General features: G+C 58.4%; 16 protein-coding genes. 4 read left to right on the forward strand and 12 right to left on the reverse strand.

Annotation, left to right across the window (positions count from 1 at the left end; all coding sequences use genetic code 11):
* Positions 1 to 131: 131 nt before the first annotated feature.
* Both rnt and pyrC read right to left on the reverse strand, forming a co-directional pair.
* Positions 132 to 809, reverse strand: coding sequence for a ribonuclease T (rnt, locus tag ACYZUC_RS26155; RefSeq protein WP_008036438.1), 678 nt, complete (start codon positions 807 to 809; stop codon positions 132 to 134).
* Positions 806 to 1,852 carry a dihydroorotase gene (gene pyrC / locus ACYZUC_RS26160; RefSeq protein ID WP_008036439.1) on the reverse strand — a complete coding sequence of 349 codons (1,047 nt, stop codon included), beginning with the start codon at positions 1,850 to 1,852 and terminating at the stop codon, positions 806 to 808. Before pyrC ends, rnt begins: the two co-directional genes overlap by 4 nt.
* A 159-nt stretch (positions 1,853 to 2,011) precedes the next feature.
* Here pyrC and ACYZUC_RS26165 point away from each other — a divergent pair, with 159 nt between their 5' ends.
* Complete coding sequence (locus ACYZUC_RS26165) at positions 2,012 to 2,920, forward strand: flagellar protein MotY (protein ID WP_461991327.1); 909 nt, start codon at positions 2,012 to 2,014, stop codon at positions 2,918 to 2,920.
* 129 nt (positions 2,921 to 3,049) lie between these two features.
* On the forward strand, positions 3,050 to 4,267 hold the full coding sequence (locus ACYZUC_RS26170) for an argininosuccinate synthase (RefSeq protein WP_008032151.1): 1,218 nt from the start codon (positions 3,050 to 3,052) through the stop codon (positions 4,265 to 4,267).
* A gap of 136 nt (positions 4,268 to 4,403) precedes the next feature.
* On the opposite strand, the gene ACYZUC_RS26175 is transcribed toward ACYZUC_RS26170, so the two are convergent.
* Positions 4,404 to 5,039 carry a hypothetical protein gene (locus tag ACYZUC_RS26175; protein ID WP_461991329.1) on the reverse strand — a complete coding sequence of 212 codons (636 nt, stop codon included), beginning with the start codon at positions 5,037 to 5,039 and terminating at the stop codon, positions 4,404 to 4,406.
* Positions 5,040 to 5,525: 486 nt separating this feature from the next.
* On the opposite strand from ACYZUC_RS26175, the gene ACYZUC_RS26180 reads away from it, so the two are divergent.
* Complete coding sequence (locus ACYZUC_RS26180) at positions 5,526 to 6,152, forward strand: response regulator transcription factor (protein WP_008032148.1); 627 nt, start codon at positions 5,526 to 5,528, stop codon at positions 6,150 to 6,152.
* 90 nt (positions 6,153 to 6,242) lie between these two features.
* On the opposite strand, the gene ACYZUC_RS26185 is transcribed toward ACYZUC_RS26180, so the two are convergent.
* The 8 genes from ACYZUC_RS26185 to metG all read right to left on the reverse strand — a co-directional run bounded on the left by ACYZUC_RS26185 (position 6,243) and on the right by metG (position 13,247).
* A complete protein-coding gene (locus ACYZUC_RS26185; protein ID WP_007898493.1) occupies positions 6,243 to 6,422 on the reverse strand; it encodes a PA3496 family putative envelope integrity protein in 180 nt (59 codons plus the stop codon).
* A 107-nt stretch (positions 6,423 to 6,529) separates the two neighbouring features.
* Positions 6,530 to 7,168: an endonuclease III gene (gene nth, locus ACYZUC_RS26190; protein ID WP_008032146.1), complete on the reverse strand. Its 639-nt coding sequence runs from the start codon at positions 7,166 to 7,168 to the stop codon at positions 6,530 to 6,532.
* A 25-nt stretch (positions 7,169 to 7,193) separates the two neighbouring features.
* A complete protein-coding gene (locus ACYZUC_RS26195) occupies positions 7,194 to 7,703 on the reverse strand; it encodes an Rnf-Nqr domain containing protein (RefSeq protein WP_461991331.1) in 510 nt (169 codons plus the stop codon).
* Positions 7,696 to 8,307 (reverse strand): RnfABCDGE type electron transport complex subunit G, encoded by a 612-nt coding sequence (locus ACYZUC_RS26200; protein WP_461991333.1) that lies wholly within the window; start codon positions 8,305 to 8,307, stop codon positions 7,696 to 7,698. The genes ACYZUC_RS26195 and ACYZUC_RS26200 overlap by 8 nt, the downstream gene beginning before the upstream one ends.
* Entirely contained in the window at positions 8,304 to 9,293 is a 990-nt protein-coding gene (locus ACYZUC_RS26205; RefSeq protein ID WP_461991335.1) for an RnfABCDGE type electron transport complex subunit D, read from the reverse strand. Before ACYZUC_RS26205 ends, ACYZUC_RS26200 begins: the two co-directional genes overlap by 4 nt.
* Positions 9,280 to 10,500: an electron transport complex subunit RsxB gene (gene rsxB, locus ACYZUC_RS26210; protein WP_461991336.1), complete on the reverse strand. Its 1,221-nt coding sequence runs from the start codon at positions 10,498 to 10,500 to the stop codon at positions 9,280 to 9,282. Before rsxB ends, ACYZUC_RS26205 begins: the two co-directional genes overlap by 14 nt.
* Entirely contained in the window at positions 10,497 to 11,066 is a 570-nt protein-coding gene (locus tag ACYZUC_RS26215) for an electron transport complex protein RnfA (RefSeq protein ID WP_461991338.1), read from the reverse strand. The genes rsxB and ACYZUC_RS26215 overlap by 4 nt, the downstream gene beginning before the upstream one ends.
* Positions 11,067 to 11,195: 129 nt before the next feature.
* Positions 11,196 to 13,247 carry a methionine--tRNA ligase gene (gene metG / locus ACYZUC_RS26220; protein WP_008036458.1) on the reverse strand — a complete coding sequence of 684 codons (2,052 nt, stop codon included), beginning with the start codon at positions 13,245 to 13,247 and terminating at the stop codon, positions 11,196 to 11,198.
* 267 nt (positions 13,248 to 13,514) lie between these two features.
* Between metG and apbC the strand changes: the two genes are divergently transcribed.
* A complete protein-coding gene (apbC, locus tag ACYZUC_RS26225) occupies positions 13,515 to 14,609 on the forward strand; it encodes an iron-sulfur cluster carrier protein ApbC (protein WP_461991340.1) in 1,095 nt (364 codons plus the stop codon).
* 120 nt (positions 14,610 to 14,729) lie between these two features.
* Here apbC and ACYZUC_RS26230 read toward each other — a convergent pair whose 3' ends face one another.
* Positions 14,730 to 15,488, reverse strand: coding sequence for an SDR family oxidoreductase (locus ACYZUC_RS26230; protein ID WP_150709817.1), 759 nt, complete (start codon positions 15,486 to 15,488; stop codon positions 14,730 to 14,732).
* Positions 15,489 to 15,555: the final 67 nt, after the last annotated feature.

Consider the following 15,555-nt stretch of genomic DNA (forward strand, 5'->3'; position numbering starts at 1 on the left):
GGCCGGTTTTTTTATGGGTGGAGAAACGGTGATTCCTGTAGGAGCCGGCTTGCTGGCGATCCAGGCACCTCGGTAATCAGACAGACCGCGGTGGCTGAATCGCCAGCAAGCCGGCTCCTACGAAAAGCCGATCAGTCGTTGTAGTCTTCCCAGCCGCCCATCTGTTTCCAGCGATTGACGATGCCGCAGAACAGCTCAGCCGTCTTCTCGGTGTCGTAGCGAGCCGAGTGAGCCTCGCGACCATCGAAGTCGATATCGGCGGCCTGACAGGCTTTCGCCAGCACCGTCTGACCGTACGCCAGACCGGCCAGGGTGGCCGTGTCGAAGCTGGAGAACGGATGAAACGGATTGCGCTTCATGTCCAGACGCGCAACCGCCGCGTTCAGGAAGCCCAGATCGAAGCTGCTGTTGTGCCCGACCAGAATCGCCCGCTTGCAGCCGTTGGCTTTCAACGCCTTGCGGATGCCGCGGAAGATGTCTGTCAGCGCCGCTTCTTCACTCACCGCCATGCGCAGCGGGTGATCGAGTTTGATCCCGGTGAACTCCAGCGCGGCCGCTTCGATGTTGGCGCCTTCAAAAGGCTCGACGCGGAAGAAGTAGGTGTGGTCAGGGTATACAAAACCCTTCTCGTCCATGGCGATCGTGGTAGCGGCTATTTCCAGCAAAGCGTCAGTGGCAGAGTTGAAACCACCGGTTTCAACGTCGACAACGACTGGCAGGTATCCACGGAATCGAGCTGCCATCGGGTGGCGTGGACCACCTCCGCCGCCTTGACCGTCCTGTTCGTCGTCGTAATGGTCTTCACTCACGCGTGTTCCTCCAGCAGGCGCCAGCGCAGTTTTTCACCGGCGCGCAGCGGGATAACGGTCAGCTCGCCAAATGGCAGGCTGGTTGGGGCGGTCCACTCGTCGCGGACCAGAGTAATGCGATCGGTGTTCACCGGCAGGCCATAGAAGCGCGGGCCGTTGAGGCTGGCGAAGGCTTCGAGCTTGTCCAGTGCGTTACGTTGTTCGAACGCTTCGGCGTACATCTCGATCGCCGCATAAGCGGTGTAGCAACCGGCACAGCCGCACGCGGCTTCTTTGGCATGCTGGGCGTGAGGCGCCGAGTCGGTGCCGAGGAAGAACTTTTCGCTGCCGCTGGTGGCGGCGTCGAGCAGGGCTTCCTGATGCGTATTGCGCTTGAGGATCGGCAGGCAATAGAAGTGCGGCCGAATCCCGCCCACCAGCATGTGGTTGCGGTTGTACAAGAGGTGATGCGCGGTGATGGTCGCGCCAACGTTGGCCGAAGCCTCGTTGACGAACTGCACGGCGTCCGCGGTGGTGATGTGTTCGAACACCACTTTGAGCGTCGGGAAACGCTCGACCACTCGACGCATGTGCTCATCGATGAAGATTTTTTCGCGGTCGAACACGTCGACATCGCCACGGGTGACTTCACCGTGCACCAACAAAGGCATCCCGACTTCGGCCATGGCCTCAAGTGCAGGGAAGATCTTGTCGATGCTGGTGACGCCAGAGTCCGAGTTGGTGGTCGCGCCGGCCGGGTACAACTTGGCGGCATGAATGAAACCGCTGGCCTTGGCCTCGCGAATTTCTTCGGGCTGGGTGCGGTCGGTCAGGTAAAGGACCATCAACGGTTCGAAACGGCTGCCGGCCGGACGTGCAGCGAGAATCCGCTGGCGATAGCCGTCGGCTTCAGCGGCGTTGCGCACCGGAGGTACCAGGTTGGGCATGATGATGGCGCGACCAAAGGTGCGCGCGACATCCGCAACGGTATTGGTCAACACGGCACCATCGCGAAGATGAATATGCCAGTCGTCGGGACGCAGCAGGGTCAGGCGGTCGGACATGAGGGGATTCCAGGCGGGTCAAACTGAAGGGAATGCTACCGGAAAAGACTCTCTCAGGCACTCGCTATCAAGTTTTGCAGGAAGCTTCCGATATCCAACAGGTATGCCGTAAACATGTGTGTGTCGGTCTTTTTGTTGTAGAAGCCAGTGGAGCCTCCCGTGCGCCAGCGTTATTTAGCCTTGCTCAGCGTGTTTGCCAGCCTTCCCGCGATGGCGCTCACTTTCCAGACCCGTCTGGAGAGCATCGAGTGGACGGTCGAAGGGGACAAGTTCGAGTGCCGCCTGACTCAACCGATCACCGATTTCGGTTCGGGTGAGTTCGTGCGCCGCGCCGGCGAGCAGGCGACGTTTCGTCTGAAAGCCTATAACTCGATGGTCGGCGGCGGCTCGGCGACCCTGCTGGCAGCCGCAGCGCCCTGGCAGCCGGGACGGGGCGACATCAATCTGGGCTCCGTGCAGATTGGCAGCGGCAATGTGCTGTTCAACAGCTCGCAAGTTCAGGCCGGGCGCCTGATCAGTGGCTTGATGGATGGGCGCAGCCCGGTCGTTCGACATTATTCGGGCGATGGCCGGGTGTCGGAAGTGCGGTTGTTGCCGGTCAAGTTCAGCAAGGCGTTTAACGATTATCAAGGCTGTGTGGCGAAGCTGCTGCCGAAGAATTTCGAGCAAGTCAAACAAACGCAGATCGGCTTTCCCGGCGACGGCCTGGATCTCGACGCGCAAGCCAAGGCTCAGTTGCAGGTCATGCTGGAGTTCATGAAGGCCGATCCGACGGTCAATCACATCGAACTCGACGGCCACTCCGACAACAGCGGCAATCGCCTGGCCAATCGTGACCTGTCGCGGCGTCGGGCCTTGGCGGTCATGGAGTTCTTCAAGGCCAACGGTTTTCAGGAATCGCAGATCACCGTGCGTTTTCACGGCGAGCGTTATCCATTGGCACCCAACACCAATGCCGCCAATCGGGCGAAGAACCGTCGGGTCAATGTGCACTTGGCGCGGGTCGCACCCACCGAGCAACCGGCGCCTCAGACAACCGCATCGGCGAGCCCCGCGAAGACATCCTGAACCGGCTGTCATCGTCGCCCGCTCGACATAATCTGTCGCTTCGTCGTCATAAGCTGTCGCGCCTCTGTAAATTATCCTGCATGACCGGTAGACTTGACGGCTTTCCGTAGAACCCCGTGGAGTGATGGCATGGCGGACGTAAACAAGGTCGTTCTGGCGTATTCCGGCGGCCTGGACACTTCGGTGATCCTCAAGTGGCTGCAGGATACTTATAACTGTGAAGTGGTGACCTTTACCGCTGACCTGGGTCAGGGCGAAGAGGTCGAGCCGGCTCGCGCCAAGGCTCAGGCCATGGGCGTAAAAGAAATCTACATCGACGATCTGCGCGAAGAATTCGTGCGTGACTTCGTATTCCCGATGTTCCGCGCCAACACCGTTTACGAAGGCGAGTACCTGCTGGGTACTTCCATCGCTCGTCCGTTGATCGCCAAACGCCTGATCGAAATCGCCAACGAAACCGGCGCTGACGCCATTTCCCACGGTGCCACCGGCAAGGGTAACGACCAGGTTCGTTTCGAACTGGGCGCTTATGCCTTGAAGCCAGGTGTGAAAGTGATCGCTCCGTGGCGCGAATGGGACCTGCTCTCCCGTGAAAAGCTGATGGATTACGCTGAAAAGCACGCGATCCCGATCGAGCGTCATGGCAAGAAAAAATCCCCGTACTCGATGGATGCCAACCTGCTGCACATCTCCTATGAAGGCGGCGTGCTGGAAGACACCTGGACCGAGCACGAAGAAGACATGTGGAAATGGACCGTCTCCCCGGAGAAGGCTCCTGACAAGGCGCAATACCTCGAACTGACTTACCGTAACGGCGACATCGTTGCACTGGACGGCGTCGAAATGACTCCGGCCACCGTGCTGGCGACCCTGAACCGTATCGGTGGCGAACACGGTATCGGCCGTCTCGACATCGTCGAGAACCGTTACGTGGGCATGAAGTCCCGTGGCTGCTACGAGACCCCTGGCGGCACCATCATGCTGCGCGCCCACCGTGCGATCGAATCGATCACGCTGGATCGCGAAGTGGCTCACCTCAAAGACGAGCTGATGCCTAAATACGCCAGCCTGATCTACACCGGTTACTGGTGGAGCCCTGAGCGTCTGATGCTGCAACAGATGATCGATGCGTCCCAGGCTCACGTGAACGGCGTCGTGCGCCTGAAGCTGTACAAGGGCAACGTGATCGTCACTGGTCGCAAGTCCGACGAATCGTTGTTCGATGCCAACATCGCGACCTTCGAGGAAGATGGCGGCGCTTACAACCAGGCCGACGCGGCGGGCTTCATCAAGCTCAACGCGCTGCGCATGCGTATCGCGGCAAACAAAGGTCGCAAGCTGTTCTGAGATCTTTGACACGCTGATGGAATGTGTGGCCTTGTCCAGGACAAGGCCACACATTTGAAAACAGGGATTTTCTATCTGACATTGCGATTCAACATTCTTGTTGTTTTAAATACCTTCCTGTCCTCTCCCATTGATCTTAAAGAGCGACTGCCTGCTGTGTGTCAGCCCGGCAATATTGATCAATGACAGTCACATCACGTGAACTCAAATTGTAGGCAATACAGAACGTTGCGCTGCTGCGTTTTTTTGCGTTTCGGCAAAACTTGAGTGCGCTTTCTTTCAGTAACGTCTCCGATTCGCCAACAACGAGAAACACGACAACGTGTGCCGGATTCCCCTTGGGCTGGCGAAGCTTTTCCAGAAGGGCACGGAACTCATTTTTTTTGTTCATCCACCGTGCATCAATGATATGCAGGTCCTTGAGTGACTCGGGCAGCCGAATAGGGTACTGAACCGAGAGACTTGGCTGTAAGCCGATCTCGTCGGGCGGACCTTGCGCGTTACCTGGGCGCTCTGCGTTGTCCATCACCTTTATGAAATGCTTTCCCTTTTCAAAATCGGAAGGCGCGTAAAGCGATCGATAATTGAAGTTAAGGGTGGCGAAGAAAAGAAAAAGCAAATAAAAGGGAAAGCTGATCAAAAACCAGATGTAGATCTCTTTGTCTTCGTCATCGAGGAAGGGCAGAGAGATGGCGGCTGATGTTTCAGACAGTGTTGCGAATATCGCGATGACTGTCATGGGGTTGGTGATTCGTTGTTTGAGTTTTATCATATTTTTTACTCATATTAGTTCGTCTTTTCTCATTATGTTAGTGGGTGGTTGTTAAGGTGTTGAGTTGATATGGTAGCGGTGGATTTATAGTTCGGATATATCTGTTTTGCTATTCATTTATTGTTAATTGACTTTTGGTGTAAGGTTTTGTGTTTGATATTTCTGGTGTAAGGGGCGGCCGGGAAATATCAATTACCCTACAAGGGTAGACTAATCGTTGGCGTGTGTCGGATCATCTTGGTCAACTGTTGTTGTGTGGTGCGCTGGTTGTAAATCGAAACAAAAAACTGTTGAATACTGAAATATCATGAGACAGATAAAGTTTCTGGTGCGCTGTGTTTCAAGATTTTTTGTAAGATTATTCCGCGTTGTTTGTAGGGAATGTCTCTCGGTGTAGGTGGCCGGGGGGAGCGGCATGCCATGGGTGAAACGACTAGGCTATTGTGCGGGCTCTAAAAATTCGAACAGCGAAAATTGGACTTGCCCATGAATAAAGTGCTGATCGTGGATGATCACCCCGTCATTCGTCTTGCGGTACGTATGCTGATGGAGCGTCATGGCTACGAAGTCATTGCAGAAACAGATAATGGCGTGGATGCATTGCAACTAGCTCGTGAACATATGCCGGATATTGTCATCCTGGATATTGGAATACCCAAACTGGATGGGCTGGAAGTCATTGCACGTCTGGCATCGGCAGCGATGCCAATGAAAGTACTGATATTGACTTCACAGGCTCCCGGGCATTTTTCGATGCGTTGCATGCAATCCGGTGCTGCAGGATATGTTTGCAAACAACAGGATCTCACTGAGTTGCTCAGTGCAATAAAGGCTGTATTGTCGGGCTACAGTTACTTTCCCAATCAAGCCTTGCATACCGTGCGCTCCAGTCTGGGGAATGCCAGTGAAGCCGATATGGTGGATCGTCTTTCGGGGCGGGAGATGATGGTCTTGCAACAGTTGGCTCGCGGCAAGACCAACAAGGAAATTGCCGATGGAATGTTTCTCAGCAATAAAACCGTCAGTACTTACAAGACGCGGCTGTTGTTGAAACTCAATGCGCGGTCCCTGGTTGACCTGATCGAACTGGCTCAACGCAATGGGTTGGTATGACTGCGCCAGTGCTTGAAGGGGCGTAAAGAGTGGGCGTTTTCAAGGTTTCGCACCTAGTAAAAAGCCTCCGTTTCGGGAGGCTTTCAGGTGTCATAGGTCAAAATCGTAATCGGCCAATTGCTTTTGCAGTCGGCGCTCCTCCAGCAGATTGTCGATGGTGCGGCGTTTGCTCAGGTTGGTCTTTGCCACTTCAACCACCGGTTCCGCGTCATCGGCCTCAACGGGTGTGAAGTCGTCTTCTACGTCCAATTGCTCTTTGCCAGTGCTCATAAGGTTAACTCCAGGCTAAGACTGCCTTTGGCGCTCCTTATATCGATAATCGCCTCGCGGGTAAAAAAGATTTTTTCAATCGATAAATCAAAAAACCTAATAGCGCCTCAATCGTCCGAAGTCTTGTGCTTGTATTCGCACAGGTCTTCTATCCGGCAACTGCCGCAGCGCGGCTTGCGAGCCAGGCAAACGTAACGCCCATGAAGAATCAGCCAGTGATGGGAATCGAGCAGATATTCCTTCGGCACGAACTTCATCAGTTTTTTCTCGACCTCGACTACATTCTTGCCGGGAGCGATGCCGGTACGATTGCTGACCCGGAAAATATGCGTATCCACGGCCATGGTCAATTGGCGGAAAGCAGTATTGAGCACAACGTTGGCCGTCTTGCGGCCGACACCGGGCAACGCTTCCAGCTCTTCACGGGTCTGCGGCACTTCCCCGCCATGGCGTTCCACCAGCAAGCGGCAGGTTTCGATCACGTTTTTTGCCTTGCTGTTGAACAGGCCGATGGTCTTGATGTACTCGGACAGACCTTCCACGCCCAGCGCGTAAATCGCCTGCGGCGTATTGGCCACCGGGTAGAGTTTGGCGGTGGCTTTATTGACGCCGACATCGGTCGATTGTGCCGAGAGAATCACCGAGATCAGCAATTCGAATGGCGAGGAGTAAGCCAGTTCGGTCTTCGGCTCCGGGTTGTCTTCATGCAGCCTGCGGAAAATTTCCAGACGTTTTGCGGCATTCATGGGCAGTGCGTTTCCTCGAAAGCGATCAATGTGAGGGAGTCGGGCGGGTCCAGGCTTGCCAGGCGGCGATCAGCAGTCCCAGCAGAATGAATCCGCCAGGTGCCAACGTGGCCAGGCGCAAGCCTGCGTCGCCGAGGAGTTCGCGCAGCAGGCCCAGGCCGACCATCAGCGCGCCGAACAGGACACACAGGCGCAGGCGTTCACGCCATGCACTCTGGAAAAAACCGCTGTGTTCCAACACGACGCACTGCAAAGCGATCAGTGCTGCATAAAATCCCGAATGCTGGTGCCATTGAAGTGACCAGACCTGCGCAGCGAGTTCCGCGCAGCTGGTCAGCGTGGCCGCCAGCAGGATGCCGGCCAGCAAGCGTGATGCCGGGATCAGTCGGGATCGCAAGGCGGCCATGCTTGCTCCAAACGCACTGATCACCACGATGAACATCAGCCACACACCCAGTGCGGTCACTAACGAGTCAGTGGCGCCAATCAGAGGCGCGAGCATCAGCGAGTTCTGTAAATTCGCGGACTTATTCATGCAGGCTGCTCCCGATCAACTGACGCGAGCGTTCATCGAAGTAGCGCAGAGCATCGTGGATCGCATTGATCACCGCTCTAGAGGTAATGGTCGCGCCAGCGATTTGATCAAATTGACCCTGATCTTTTTTCAACGCCCAACCGCTGTCGGCGGGTTCATTCAAGGATTTGCCAGTGAACGCCTGAAGCCAGGTATTGGGCCAGTCGGCGATACGCGCACCCAACCCCGGGGTTTCCGATTGTTTCAGGGTCTTGACCCCCAGCAACTTGCCGTTCGCGTCAATGGCGATCAGCAAGTCTATGGCGCCCGCATACCCGATCGTCTGGCTGCGCAGCAAGACCGCAACGGGTTGACCGGCCTTGGTTGCGAGGTAGCCGCCCAGCAAGGTGCTGTTGGTCAATGCCGTGTTGCCGAGGTGCAGCGGCTGCTCCAACGGTTGATTGTCGTAACTGTCGGAAGGCAGCAGATCCAGCAGGTTGCGGCTGTCGATCCGTCGCTGTTCGGCTGCGATACGTGGCGCGCTGCTGTACTGCACAAGGTAAGTCGCGCCAATCCCCAGGCCTGCCAGCAACAGCAGAATCACAACGCTCGATGTTCGGCTCATGGCGAAATCGGCTCCCGCCTGGACGCGACAAACCGCTCCAGCGCCGGCACGCAAAGATTCATCAACAACACTGCAAACGCAACGCCGTCCGGATAGCCGCCCCAGGTTCGAATCAGGTAAGTCAGCAATCCCACGCCCGCACCGAACAGCAGTCGGGCGCTTGGGTTTTTTGCGCCGGACACCGGCTCCGTGACGATAAAAAATGCGCCCAGCATGCTCGCGCCCGTGAGCAGATGAAACAAGGGGGAGCCATGGGAGTCGGAGCCCGAGCCGTTCCAGCACAGCAGGCTGATGACGAACAGGCTGGCGAGCATACCCACCGGCGCGTGCCAGCTGAACACCCGCCGTTGCAGCAGAAACAAACCGCCCGCCAGAAACGCCAGGTTGACCCATTCCACGCCGCGCGCGCCGAAGTGGCCGAACGCCGGATTGCCGGCGAAGAGTTCGTCCATGGTCAGGCTTTTGTTGATTCGCAAGCTGTCCAGCGCCGTGGCCTGGACCCACGCATCCGGCGTCTGGCTGAGGCTGAAACCGAACACTTGCTGCAGACCACCGAGCAGGTCCATGCCGTGGGACGAAGGCCAGTGAGTCATTGGTTGGGGAAAGGTCACCAGCACCAAAGCGAAACCAAGCATCGCCGGGTTGAACGGGTTTTTCCCCACGCCGCCATACAACTGTTTTCCGAGCAGCGCGAATGCTGCGGCGCAGACCGTCAGCCACCATGGGCAATACGGCGGCAAGGCCAGGGCCAGCAGCGTCGCGCTGACCAGCGCGCTGCCATCGCTCAAGGTCGGTTTGAGCTGGCGTTTGCGCAGCCACAACACGGCCGCTTCAGTGGCCAGCGCGGTAACGCCGGCCAGCATCAAATTGATCAACACGCCCCAGCCATACAGCCAGAACAGCACCAGCATTCCCGGCACGGTGGCCAGCAACACCAGCTTCATGGCCTGCTGAAGGCGCTCGTCGACCGATTCAAGGGGCGACATAGGCATCCACCTGGTGCTCGGCTTCTTGCAGGCGGGCGCGCGCCTTGTCCAATAACTCAGCGGGTGTGTCGGTGCGACGTTCGAGTTTGCTGACATCAGCCCGAGCGTAAGCCAATTCGGTTTTCAGCTGTCGAAGCTGGCTGTCGATGGGGCGTTTTTCGATACGCGTCAGGTCAGGTAAAGGCTGCTCGCTTGCAGTTTCTGCCGCGTGCAGGGCTTTTTCAGCGTCGCCGAGTGCACGCTCCAGCGCTTCGATCTGCTCGGCCGGCGCGTCATTGGTTTGCGCTTTCTTGAGTTCGGCGCGGCGCATGGCCAACTGTATTTTCGCCCGTTTCAGCTCCGCGTCCTTCACTGGCGCCGCAGGCGCAGCGGCGGGTGGTGCGCTGTTTTCCAACTGCGCCAAGGCGTGTTCGGCGGCGTCGAATTGCTGTTGCAGGACGATCAGTTGCGACTGCTGTTCGAAGGTCGGCGGATGGCCGAACGCCTTGAGCGATTTGTTCAGTTGCGCGCGGCTCATCGCCAGATCTATTTTGGCTTTTTTCAACGCCGCGTCGGCATTGGCCGCTTTCTGCGCACGAACTCTCTCCAGTGCGGCTTGAACCGGGTCTAGCGTTGTCACTTCACTGTGCTGCTGTTGCGCGGCGCGATGTGCCCGGGCCTGACGCTCGGCGAGTTTCTGTTCTTCTTCGCGGTGCAAGCGGGCGTTGCGCTGTTCAAAGCGACGCCGGGCGTGATTGCGTTTGGCGGTACGCGCCTGTTGCTCTTCAGGGCTGATCGCCAGGCCACCGACAATCGGCAACACCGTGGCCAGCGGCAACGGCCGCATTTCGATGCAGTCCACCGGGCAAGGAGCCACGCAAAGGTCGCAACCGGTGCATTCGTCGATGATCACCGTGTGCATCAATTTCGCTGCGCCGACGATGGCGTCTACCGGGCAGGCCTGAATGCACTTGGTGCAACCGATGCACTCGGCTTCGCGGATGTAGGCGATTTGCGCCGGGGCCGAACCGCGACTGACGTCCAGCTCCAGCACCGGCACTTTCAGCAATTGAGCCAGGGCTGCAATGGTTTCGCTGCCGCCGGGCGGGCACTTGTTGATCGGCTCGCCGCTGGCGATGCCTTCTGCGTACGGCTTGCATCCGGGATGACCACATTTGCCGCACTGGGTCTGCGGCAAGAGGGCGTCGATGCGTTGAATCAGACTCATGTTTTGATCAGTCCGCTGAAACCGAGAAAAGCCACTGCGATCAGTCCGGCGCCGATCAGGTCGATCGGCAGGCCGCGAAAGGGCAGGGGAACATCGTTATCGAGGGTGCGCTGGCGCAAGTCGCTGAACAGACTCAGCACCAGCCAGAACCCCAGCCCGGCGCCGAGGCTCAGGGCTGTGGCGTGGAAAAATCCGTGGTTTTCCTGGGCGTTGATCAGCGCCAGACCGAGCACGCCGGCATTGCCGAGCAGCAGCGGCCAGAGCCCTTTGAACGAAAGCGTCGAAAACACTTTCGGCAGCAGCTTCAGCAGCGGTGTGATCAACAACACGCTCAGCGGCAGAAACGCGAACAAACGCAGCGAAGTCAGCTCAAGCGGCGCCAGTAGCCAGTGGTAGAGCGCGTAGCCGAGCATTCCGACGATCAGCGTCAGGCACGTCGTCGCAATGCCCAGCGCATGCACCTGACGGCGCTCGGAGCCCAGCAGCGGATCGACGCCCAGCGGCCAGTGCAACACGACGTTGTTGATCAGGGCAGCGCTGATAAGCGTAAGAAGCATCTCGGTCATGATCGTGCCGGAAGAAAGAAGCCTTGCTAACAAGGTTAGGCATTATCCGGCAAGGAAGGAGGGGGGGCCAGACATGAAAATCCCACAGTCGCGCCGGGCACGACTGTGGGATCGGTTTACCGCAGGATCTTACTTGATACGCTGACCTGGCTTGGCACCGCTGTCGGGGCTGAGCAGGTAGATTTCTTCACCGCCAGGACCGGCTGCCATCACCATGCCTTCGGAGATGCCGAACTTCATTTTCCGTGGCTTGAGGTTGGCGATCATCATGGTCAGGCGACCATCGAGCTTGGACGGATCCGGGTAAGCGCTCTTGATCCCGGAGAACACGTTGCGTTGCTCGTCCCCGATGTCGAGGGTCAGGCGCAGCAGCTTGTCGGCGCCTTCCACGGCTTCGGCCTTGACGATCAACGCAACGCGCAGGTCGACGGCGGCAAACGCATCGAATTCGATCTCTGGCGACAGCGGATCCTTCGCCAGTTCGCCGTTGCCGGCCGGTGCCGCGTCGCCGGTGTCGGTCTGGCTGGCGGTCAGGTCTTCTTTCGAAGCGTCGGTCATGGCTTGCACTTTCACCGGGTCGATGCGGGTCATCAGCGGCTTGAACTCGTTCAACTGATGGTTGCTGAGCAAGGTCGCGTGATCGTTCCAGGTCAGCGGCGCGACGTTGAGGAACGCCTCGGCGTCGGCGGCCAGCAGTGGCAGCACCGGTTTGAGGAAGATCACCAGTTGGCGGAACAGGTTGATGCCCAGCGCGCAGATCGCCTGGACTTCGTCGTGCTTGCCTTCCTGTTTGTTCAGCGACCACGGTGCCTTGTCGGCGATCCAGGCGTTGGCGCGGTCGGCCAGGCCCATGATTTCGCGCATGGCACGGGCAAAGTCGCGAGCCTCGTAGGCTTCGGCAATGCTTGGCGCTGCGGCGAGGAAAGCTTCGGTCAGTTCCGGTGCGGCGTTACCGGCCACCAGCACACCGGCGTTGCCTTTGTGGATGAAACCGGCGCAGCGGCTGGCGATGTTGACGACTTTGCCGACGAGGTCGGAGTTGACCTTCTGCACGAAGTCTTCGAGGTTCAGGTCGAGGTCGTCGACACCACGTCCCAGCTTGGCCGCGTAGTAATAACGCAGGTATTCCGGCGACAGGTGATCCAGGTAGGTCCGGGCCTTGATGAAGGTGCCACGGGACTTGGACATTTTCTGGCCGTTGACGGTCAGGTAGCCGTGCACGTTGATGCCGGTCGGCTTGCGGAAGCCGGCGCCTTCGAGCATTGCAGGCCAGAACAGCGCGTGGAAGTTGACGATGTCCTTGCCGATGAAGTGGTACAGCTCGGCGGTGGAATCCTTGCCCCAGAACGCATCGAAATCCAGCTCCGGCGTGCGGTTGCACAGGTTCTTGAAGCTGGCCATGTAGCCGATCGGCGCGTCCAGCCAGACGTAGAAGTACTTGCCCGGCTCGCCTGGGATTTCGAAACCGAAGTACGGCGCATCGCGGGAGATGTCCCACTGTTGCAGGCCGGCATCCAGCCATTCGGCGATCTTGTTCGCGACGGCGTCTTGCAAAGTGCCGCTGCGGGTCCAGGTTTGCAGCATTTCCTGGAAGTCCGGCAGTTTGAAGAAGAAGTGCTGGGAATCCTTGAGCACCGGGGTGGCGCCAGAGATGGCCGACTTCGGATCCTTCAAGTCAGTCGGTGCGTAGGTCGCGCCGCATTTCTCGCAGTTGTCGCCGTACTGGTCTTCGGTGCCGCATTTCGGGCAGGTGCCCTTGATGAAGCGGTCGGCCAGGAACATTTTCTTTTCCGGGTCGAAATACTGCGTGATCGAGCGCGTGGCGATGTGCCCGGCGTCGCGCAGCTTCAGGTAGATCTGGCTCGACAGCTCACGGTTTTCTTCAGCGTGAGTGGAGTGGAAGTTGTCGAAGTCCACCAGGAACTCGGCAAAGTCGGCGCTGTGTTCAGCCTGGACGTTGGCGATCAGTTGTTCCGGGGTGATGCCTTCCTTTTCCGCGCGCAGCATGATGGCCGAACCGTGGGCGTCGTCGGCGCAGACATAAATGCATTGGTTGCCGCGGTGCTTCTGGAAGCGCACCCACATATCGGTCTGGATGTATTCCAGCATGTGGCCAAGATGGATCGAACCATTGGCATAGGGCAGGGCGCTGGTGACGAGGATCTTGCGTGGCTCGGACATGGGGCTCGGCTACTTGATGAAACGGAGGTCGGCCACTATAAAGCGCCGGCGCATATTTTTCACCCCGTGCGCCTGTTTCATTGGATGACTGACGTGGATTCATGCGATGCGCCGCGTTCCTGTAGGAGCCCGGCTTGCCGGCGATGGCGTCCTCAAGTCAGCTATCGCCGGCAAGCCGGCTCCTACAGAACTTTTCGGCATGCCGCCAAACGATCAGAACAGGTACGATACCCGCCTGATTTTCCAGTCTTGCTATCGGAGTTGCCCATGAGCGCCGTCAATCGCGCAGCGGTGGAAGCCGTCCTTCGCCAATACACCGACCCTTACCTGAACCAGGACCCGGTCAGCGCCGGGTGTGTGCGCAACATCGACATCCAGGGTGATCGCGTCAGCGTCGAGCTGGAGTTGGGTTACGCCGCCGGCCTGTTCAAAAGTGGCTGGGCGCAGATGCTGCAAATGGCCATCGAAGGCCTTGACGGCGTCACCAGCGCCCGCGTTGATATCACCAGTGTGATCGCTGCGCACAAGGCTCAGGCACAAATCCCGGGCCTGGCCAACGTCAAGAATGTCGTGGCCGTGGCGTCCGGCAAGGGCGGCGTGGGCAAGTCCACCACCGCCGCCAACCTCGCGTTGGCCCTGGCCCGCGAAGGCGCGAAGGTGGGGATTCTGGATGCGGACATTTACGGTCCGAGCCAGGGCATCATGTTTGGCATTCCCGAAGGCACCCGACCAAAGGTCAAGGATCAGAAGTGGTTCGTGCCGATTGAGTCCCATGGCGTCGAAGTGATGTCCATGGCGTTTTTGACCGACGACAACACGCCGATGGTCTGGCGCGGGCCGATGGTCTCTGGCGCACTGTTGCAACTGGTGACACAAACCGCCTGGGGCGATCTGGATTACCTGGTCATCGACATGCCGCCCGGCACCGGTGACATCCAGCTGACCCTGGCGCAGAAAGTCCCGGTAGCGGGCGCCGTCATCGTCACCACCCCGCAAGACCTGGCGTTGCTGGACGCGCGCAAAGGCGTGGAGATGTTCCGCAAGGTCAACATCCCGGTGCTGGGCGTGGTGGAAAACATGGCGGTGCACATCTGCTCGAACTGCGGGCATGCCGAGCATTTGTTCGGTGAGGGCGGTGGTGTGAAGCTGGCCAATCAATATGGTGTCGAACTGCTGGCGTCGTTGCCGCTGGCGATGGCCATTCGCGAGCAGGCCGATGGCGGCAAGCCAACGGTGATCGCCGAGCCGGACAGCCCGATTGCGCTGGTGTATCAGGAACTCGCCCGCCATGTCGGCGCACGGATCGTGTTGCAGGAAGCGGCGACCCCGGCGATGCCGAACATCACCATCAGCGACGATTAAACGCGATCCAATTGTGGGAGCGAGCTTGCTCGCGATAACGGTGTACCAGTCAACGCATCTGTTGAATGTTGATCCGCCATCGCGAGCAGGCTCGCTCCCACATTTGTTTTGCGGTGTTGGTCAGATCCGCAACCCGCCATCCATTTCCAGAATCCGGCCGGTGTAATAGTCGTTCTCGAAAATGTACGCCGCCGAATGGGCGATCTCTTCCGGTTTGCCCATGCGCTTGAGCGGAATCCCGGACGTCATTTTTTCCAGCGCTTCAGGCTTCATGCCCAGCGTCATCTCGGTCTCGATAAAGCCCGGTGCAATGCCCGCCACGCGAATGCCGTAACGCGCCAATTCCTTTGCCCAAGTGACGGTCGCCGCCGCAACCCCGGCCTTGGCCGCCGAGTAGTTGGTCTGGCCGACGTTGCCGGCGCGGGAGATCGACGAGATGTTGATGATCGCGCCGCTATTCTTCAGTTCGACCATTTTCGCCGCGACTTCGCGGGTGCACAGGAACACGCCGGTCAGGTTGACGTCGATGACCGCCTGCCATTGTGCCAGGCTCATCTTGGTCATCTCGCCGTCCTTGACCTTCAACAGCAGCCCGTCACGCAGGATCCCGGCGTTGTTGATCAAGCCATGGATCGCGCCGAAATCTTCGGCCACCTGAGCGACCATGTGCGTCACTTGCTCTTCATTCGCGACGTTGCACAGGTAGGCGCGGGCCTCGACACCCTTGGCCTTGCACGCGGCAACGGCGTCATCGAGCTTTTCCTGGTTCAGGTCAACCAGCGCAAGCTTCGCGCCTTTGCCGGCGAAATACTCGGCCATCGAACGGCCTAAACCCTGGCAACCGCCGGTGATAATGATTACTTTGTCAGTGAGTTGCATTCGCATGCCCCAGTTGCAGGTTGGAGTGGTCTTCCTTCTAGAGAGCCTCTCGATCTGCACCTGATGT

It is taken from the genome of Pseudomonas sp. GT1P32 (assembly GCF_054897805.1).

What these genes read in the sequence shown, in the direction of transcription:
- ACYZUC_RS26195 (WP_461991331.1), bottom strand. Translation starts at nt 7,703, where the DNA reads ATGAATAAGTCCGCGAATTTACAGAACTCGCTGATGCTCGCGCCTCTG.
- ACYZUC_RS26175 (WP_461991329.1), bottom strand. Translation starts at nt 5,039, where the DNA reads ATGATAAAACTCAAACAACGAATCACCAACCCCATGACAGTCATCGCG.
- ACYZUC_RS26215 (WP_461991338.1), bottom strand. Translation starts at nt 11,066, where the DNA reads ATGACCGAGATGCTTCTTACGCTTATCAGCGCTGCCCTGATCAACAAC.
- ACYZUC_RS26180 (WP_008032148.1), top strand. Translation starts at nt 5,526, where the DNA reads ATGAATAAAGTGCTGATCGTGGATGATCACCCCGTCATTCGTCTTGCG.
- ACYZUC_RS26205 (WP_461991335.1), bottom strand. Translation starts at nt 9,293, where the DNA reads ATGTCGCCCCTTGAATCGGTCGACGAGCGCCTTCAGCAGGCCATGAAG.
- nth (WP_008032146.1), bottom strand. Translation starts at nt 7,168, where the DNA reads ATGAATGCCGCAAAACGTCTGGAAATTTTCCGCAGGCTGCATGAAGAC.
- rsxB (WP_461991336.1), bottom strand. Translation starts at nt 10,500, where the DNA reads ATGAGTCTGATTCAACGCATCGACGCCCTCTTGCCGCAGACCCAGTGC.
- ACYZUC_RS26170 (WP_008032151.1), top strand. Translation starts at nt 3,050, where the DNA reads ATGGCGGACGTAAACAAGGTCGTTCTGGCGTATTCCGGCGGCCTGGAC.
- ACYZUC_RS26230 (WP_150709817.1), bottom strand. Translation starts at nt 15,488, where the DNA reads ATGCAACTCACTGACAAAGTAATCATTATCACCGGCGGTTGCCAGGGT.
- metG (WP_008036458.1), bottom strand. Translation starts at nt 13,247, where the DNA reads ATGTCCGAGCCACGCAAGATCCTCGTCACCAGCGCCCTGCCCTATGCC.
- ACYZUC_RS26185 (WP_007898493.1), bottom strand. Translation starts at nt 6,422, where the DNA reads ATGAGCACTGGCAAAGAGCAATTGGACGTAGAAGACGACTTCACACCC.
- ACYZUC_RS26200 (WP_461991333.1), bottom strand. Translation starts at nt 8,307, where the DNA reads ATGAGCCGAACATCGAGCGTTGTGATTCTGCTGTTGCTGGCAGGCCTG.
- apbC (WP_461991340.1), top strand. Translation starts at nt 13,515, where the DNA reads ATGAGCGCCGTCAATCGCGCAGCGGTGGAAGCCGTCCTTCGCCAATAC.
- pyrC (WP_008036439.1), bottom strand. Translation starts at nt 1,852, where the DNA reads ATGTCCGACCGCCTGACCCTGCTGCGTCCCGACGACTGGCATATTCAT.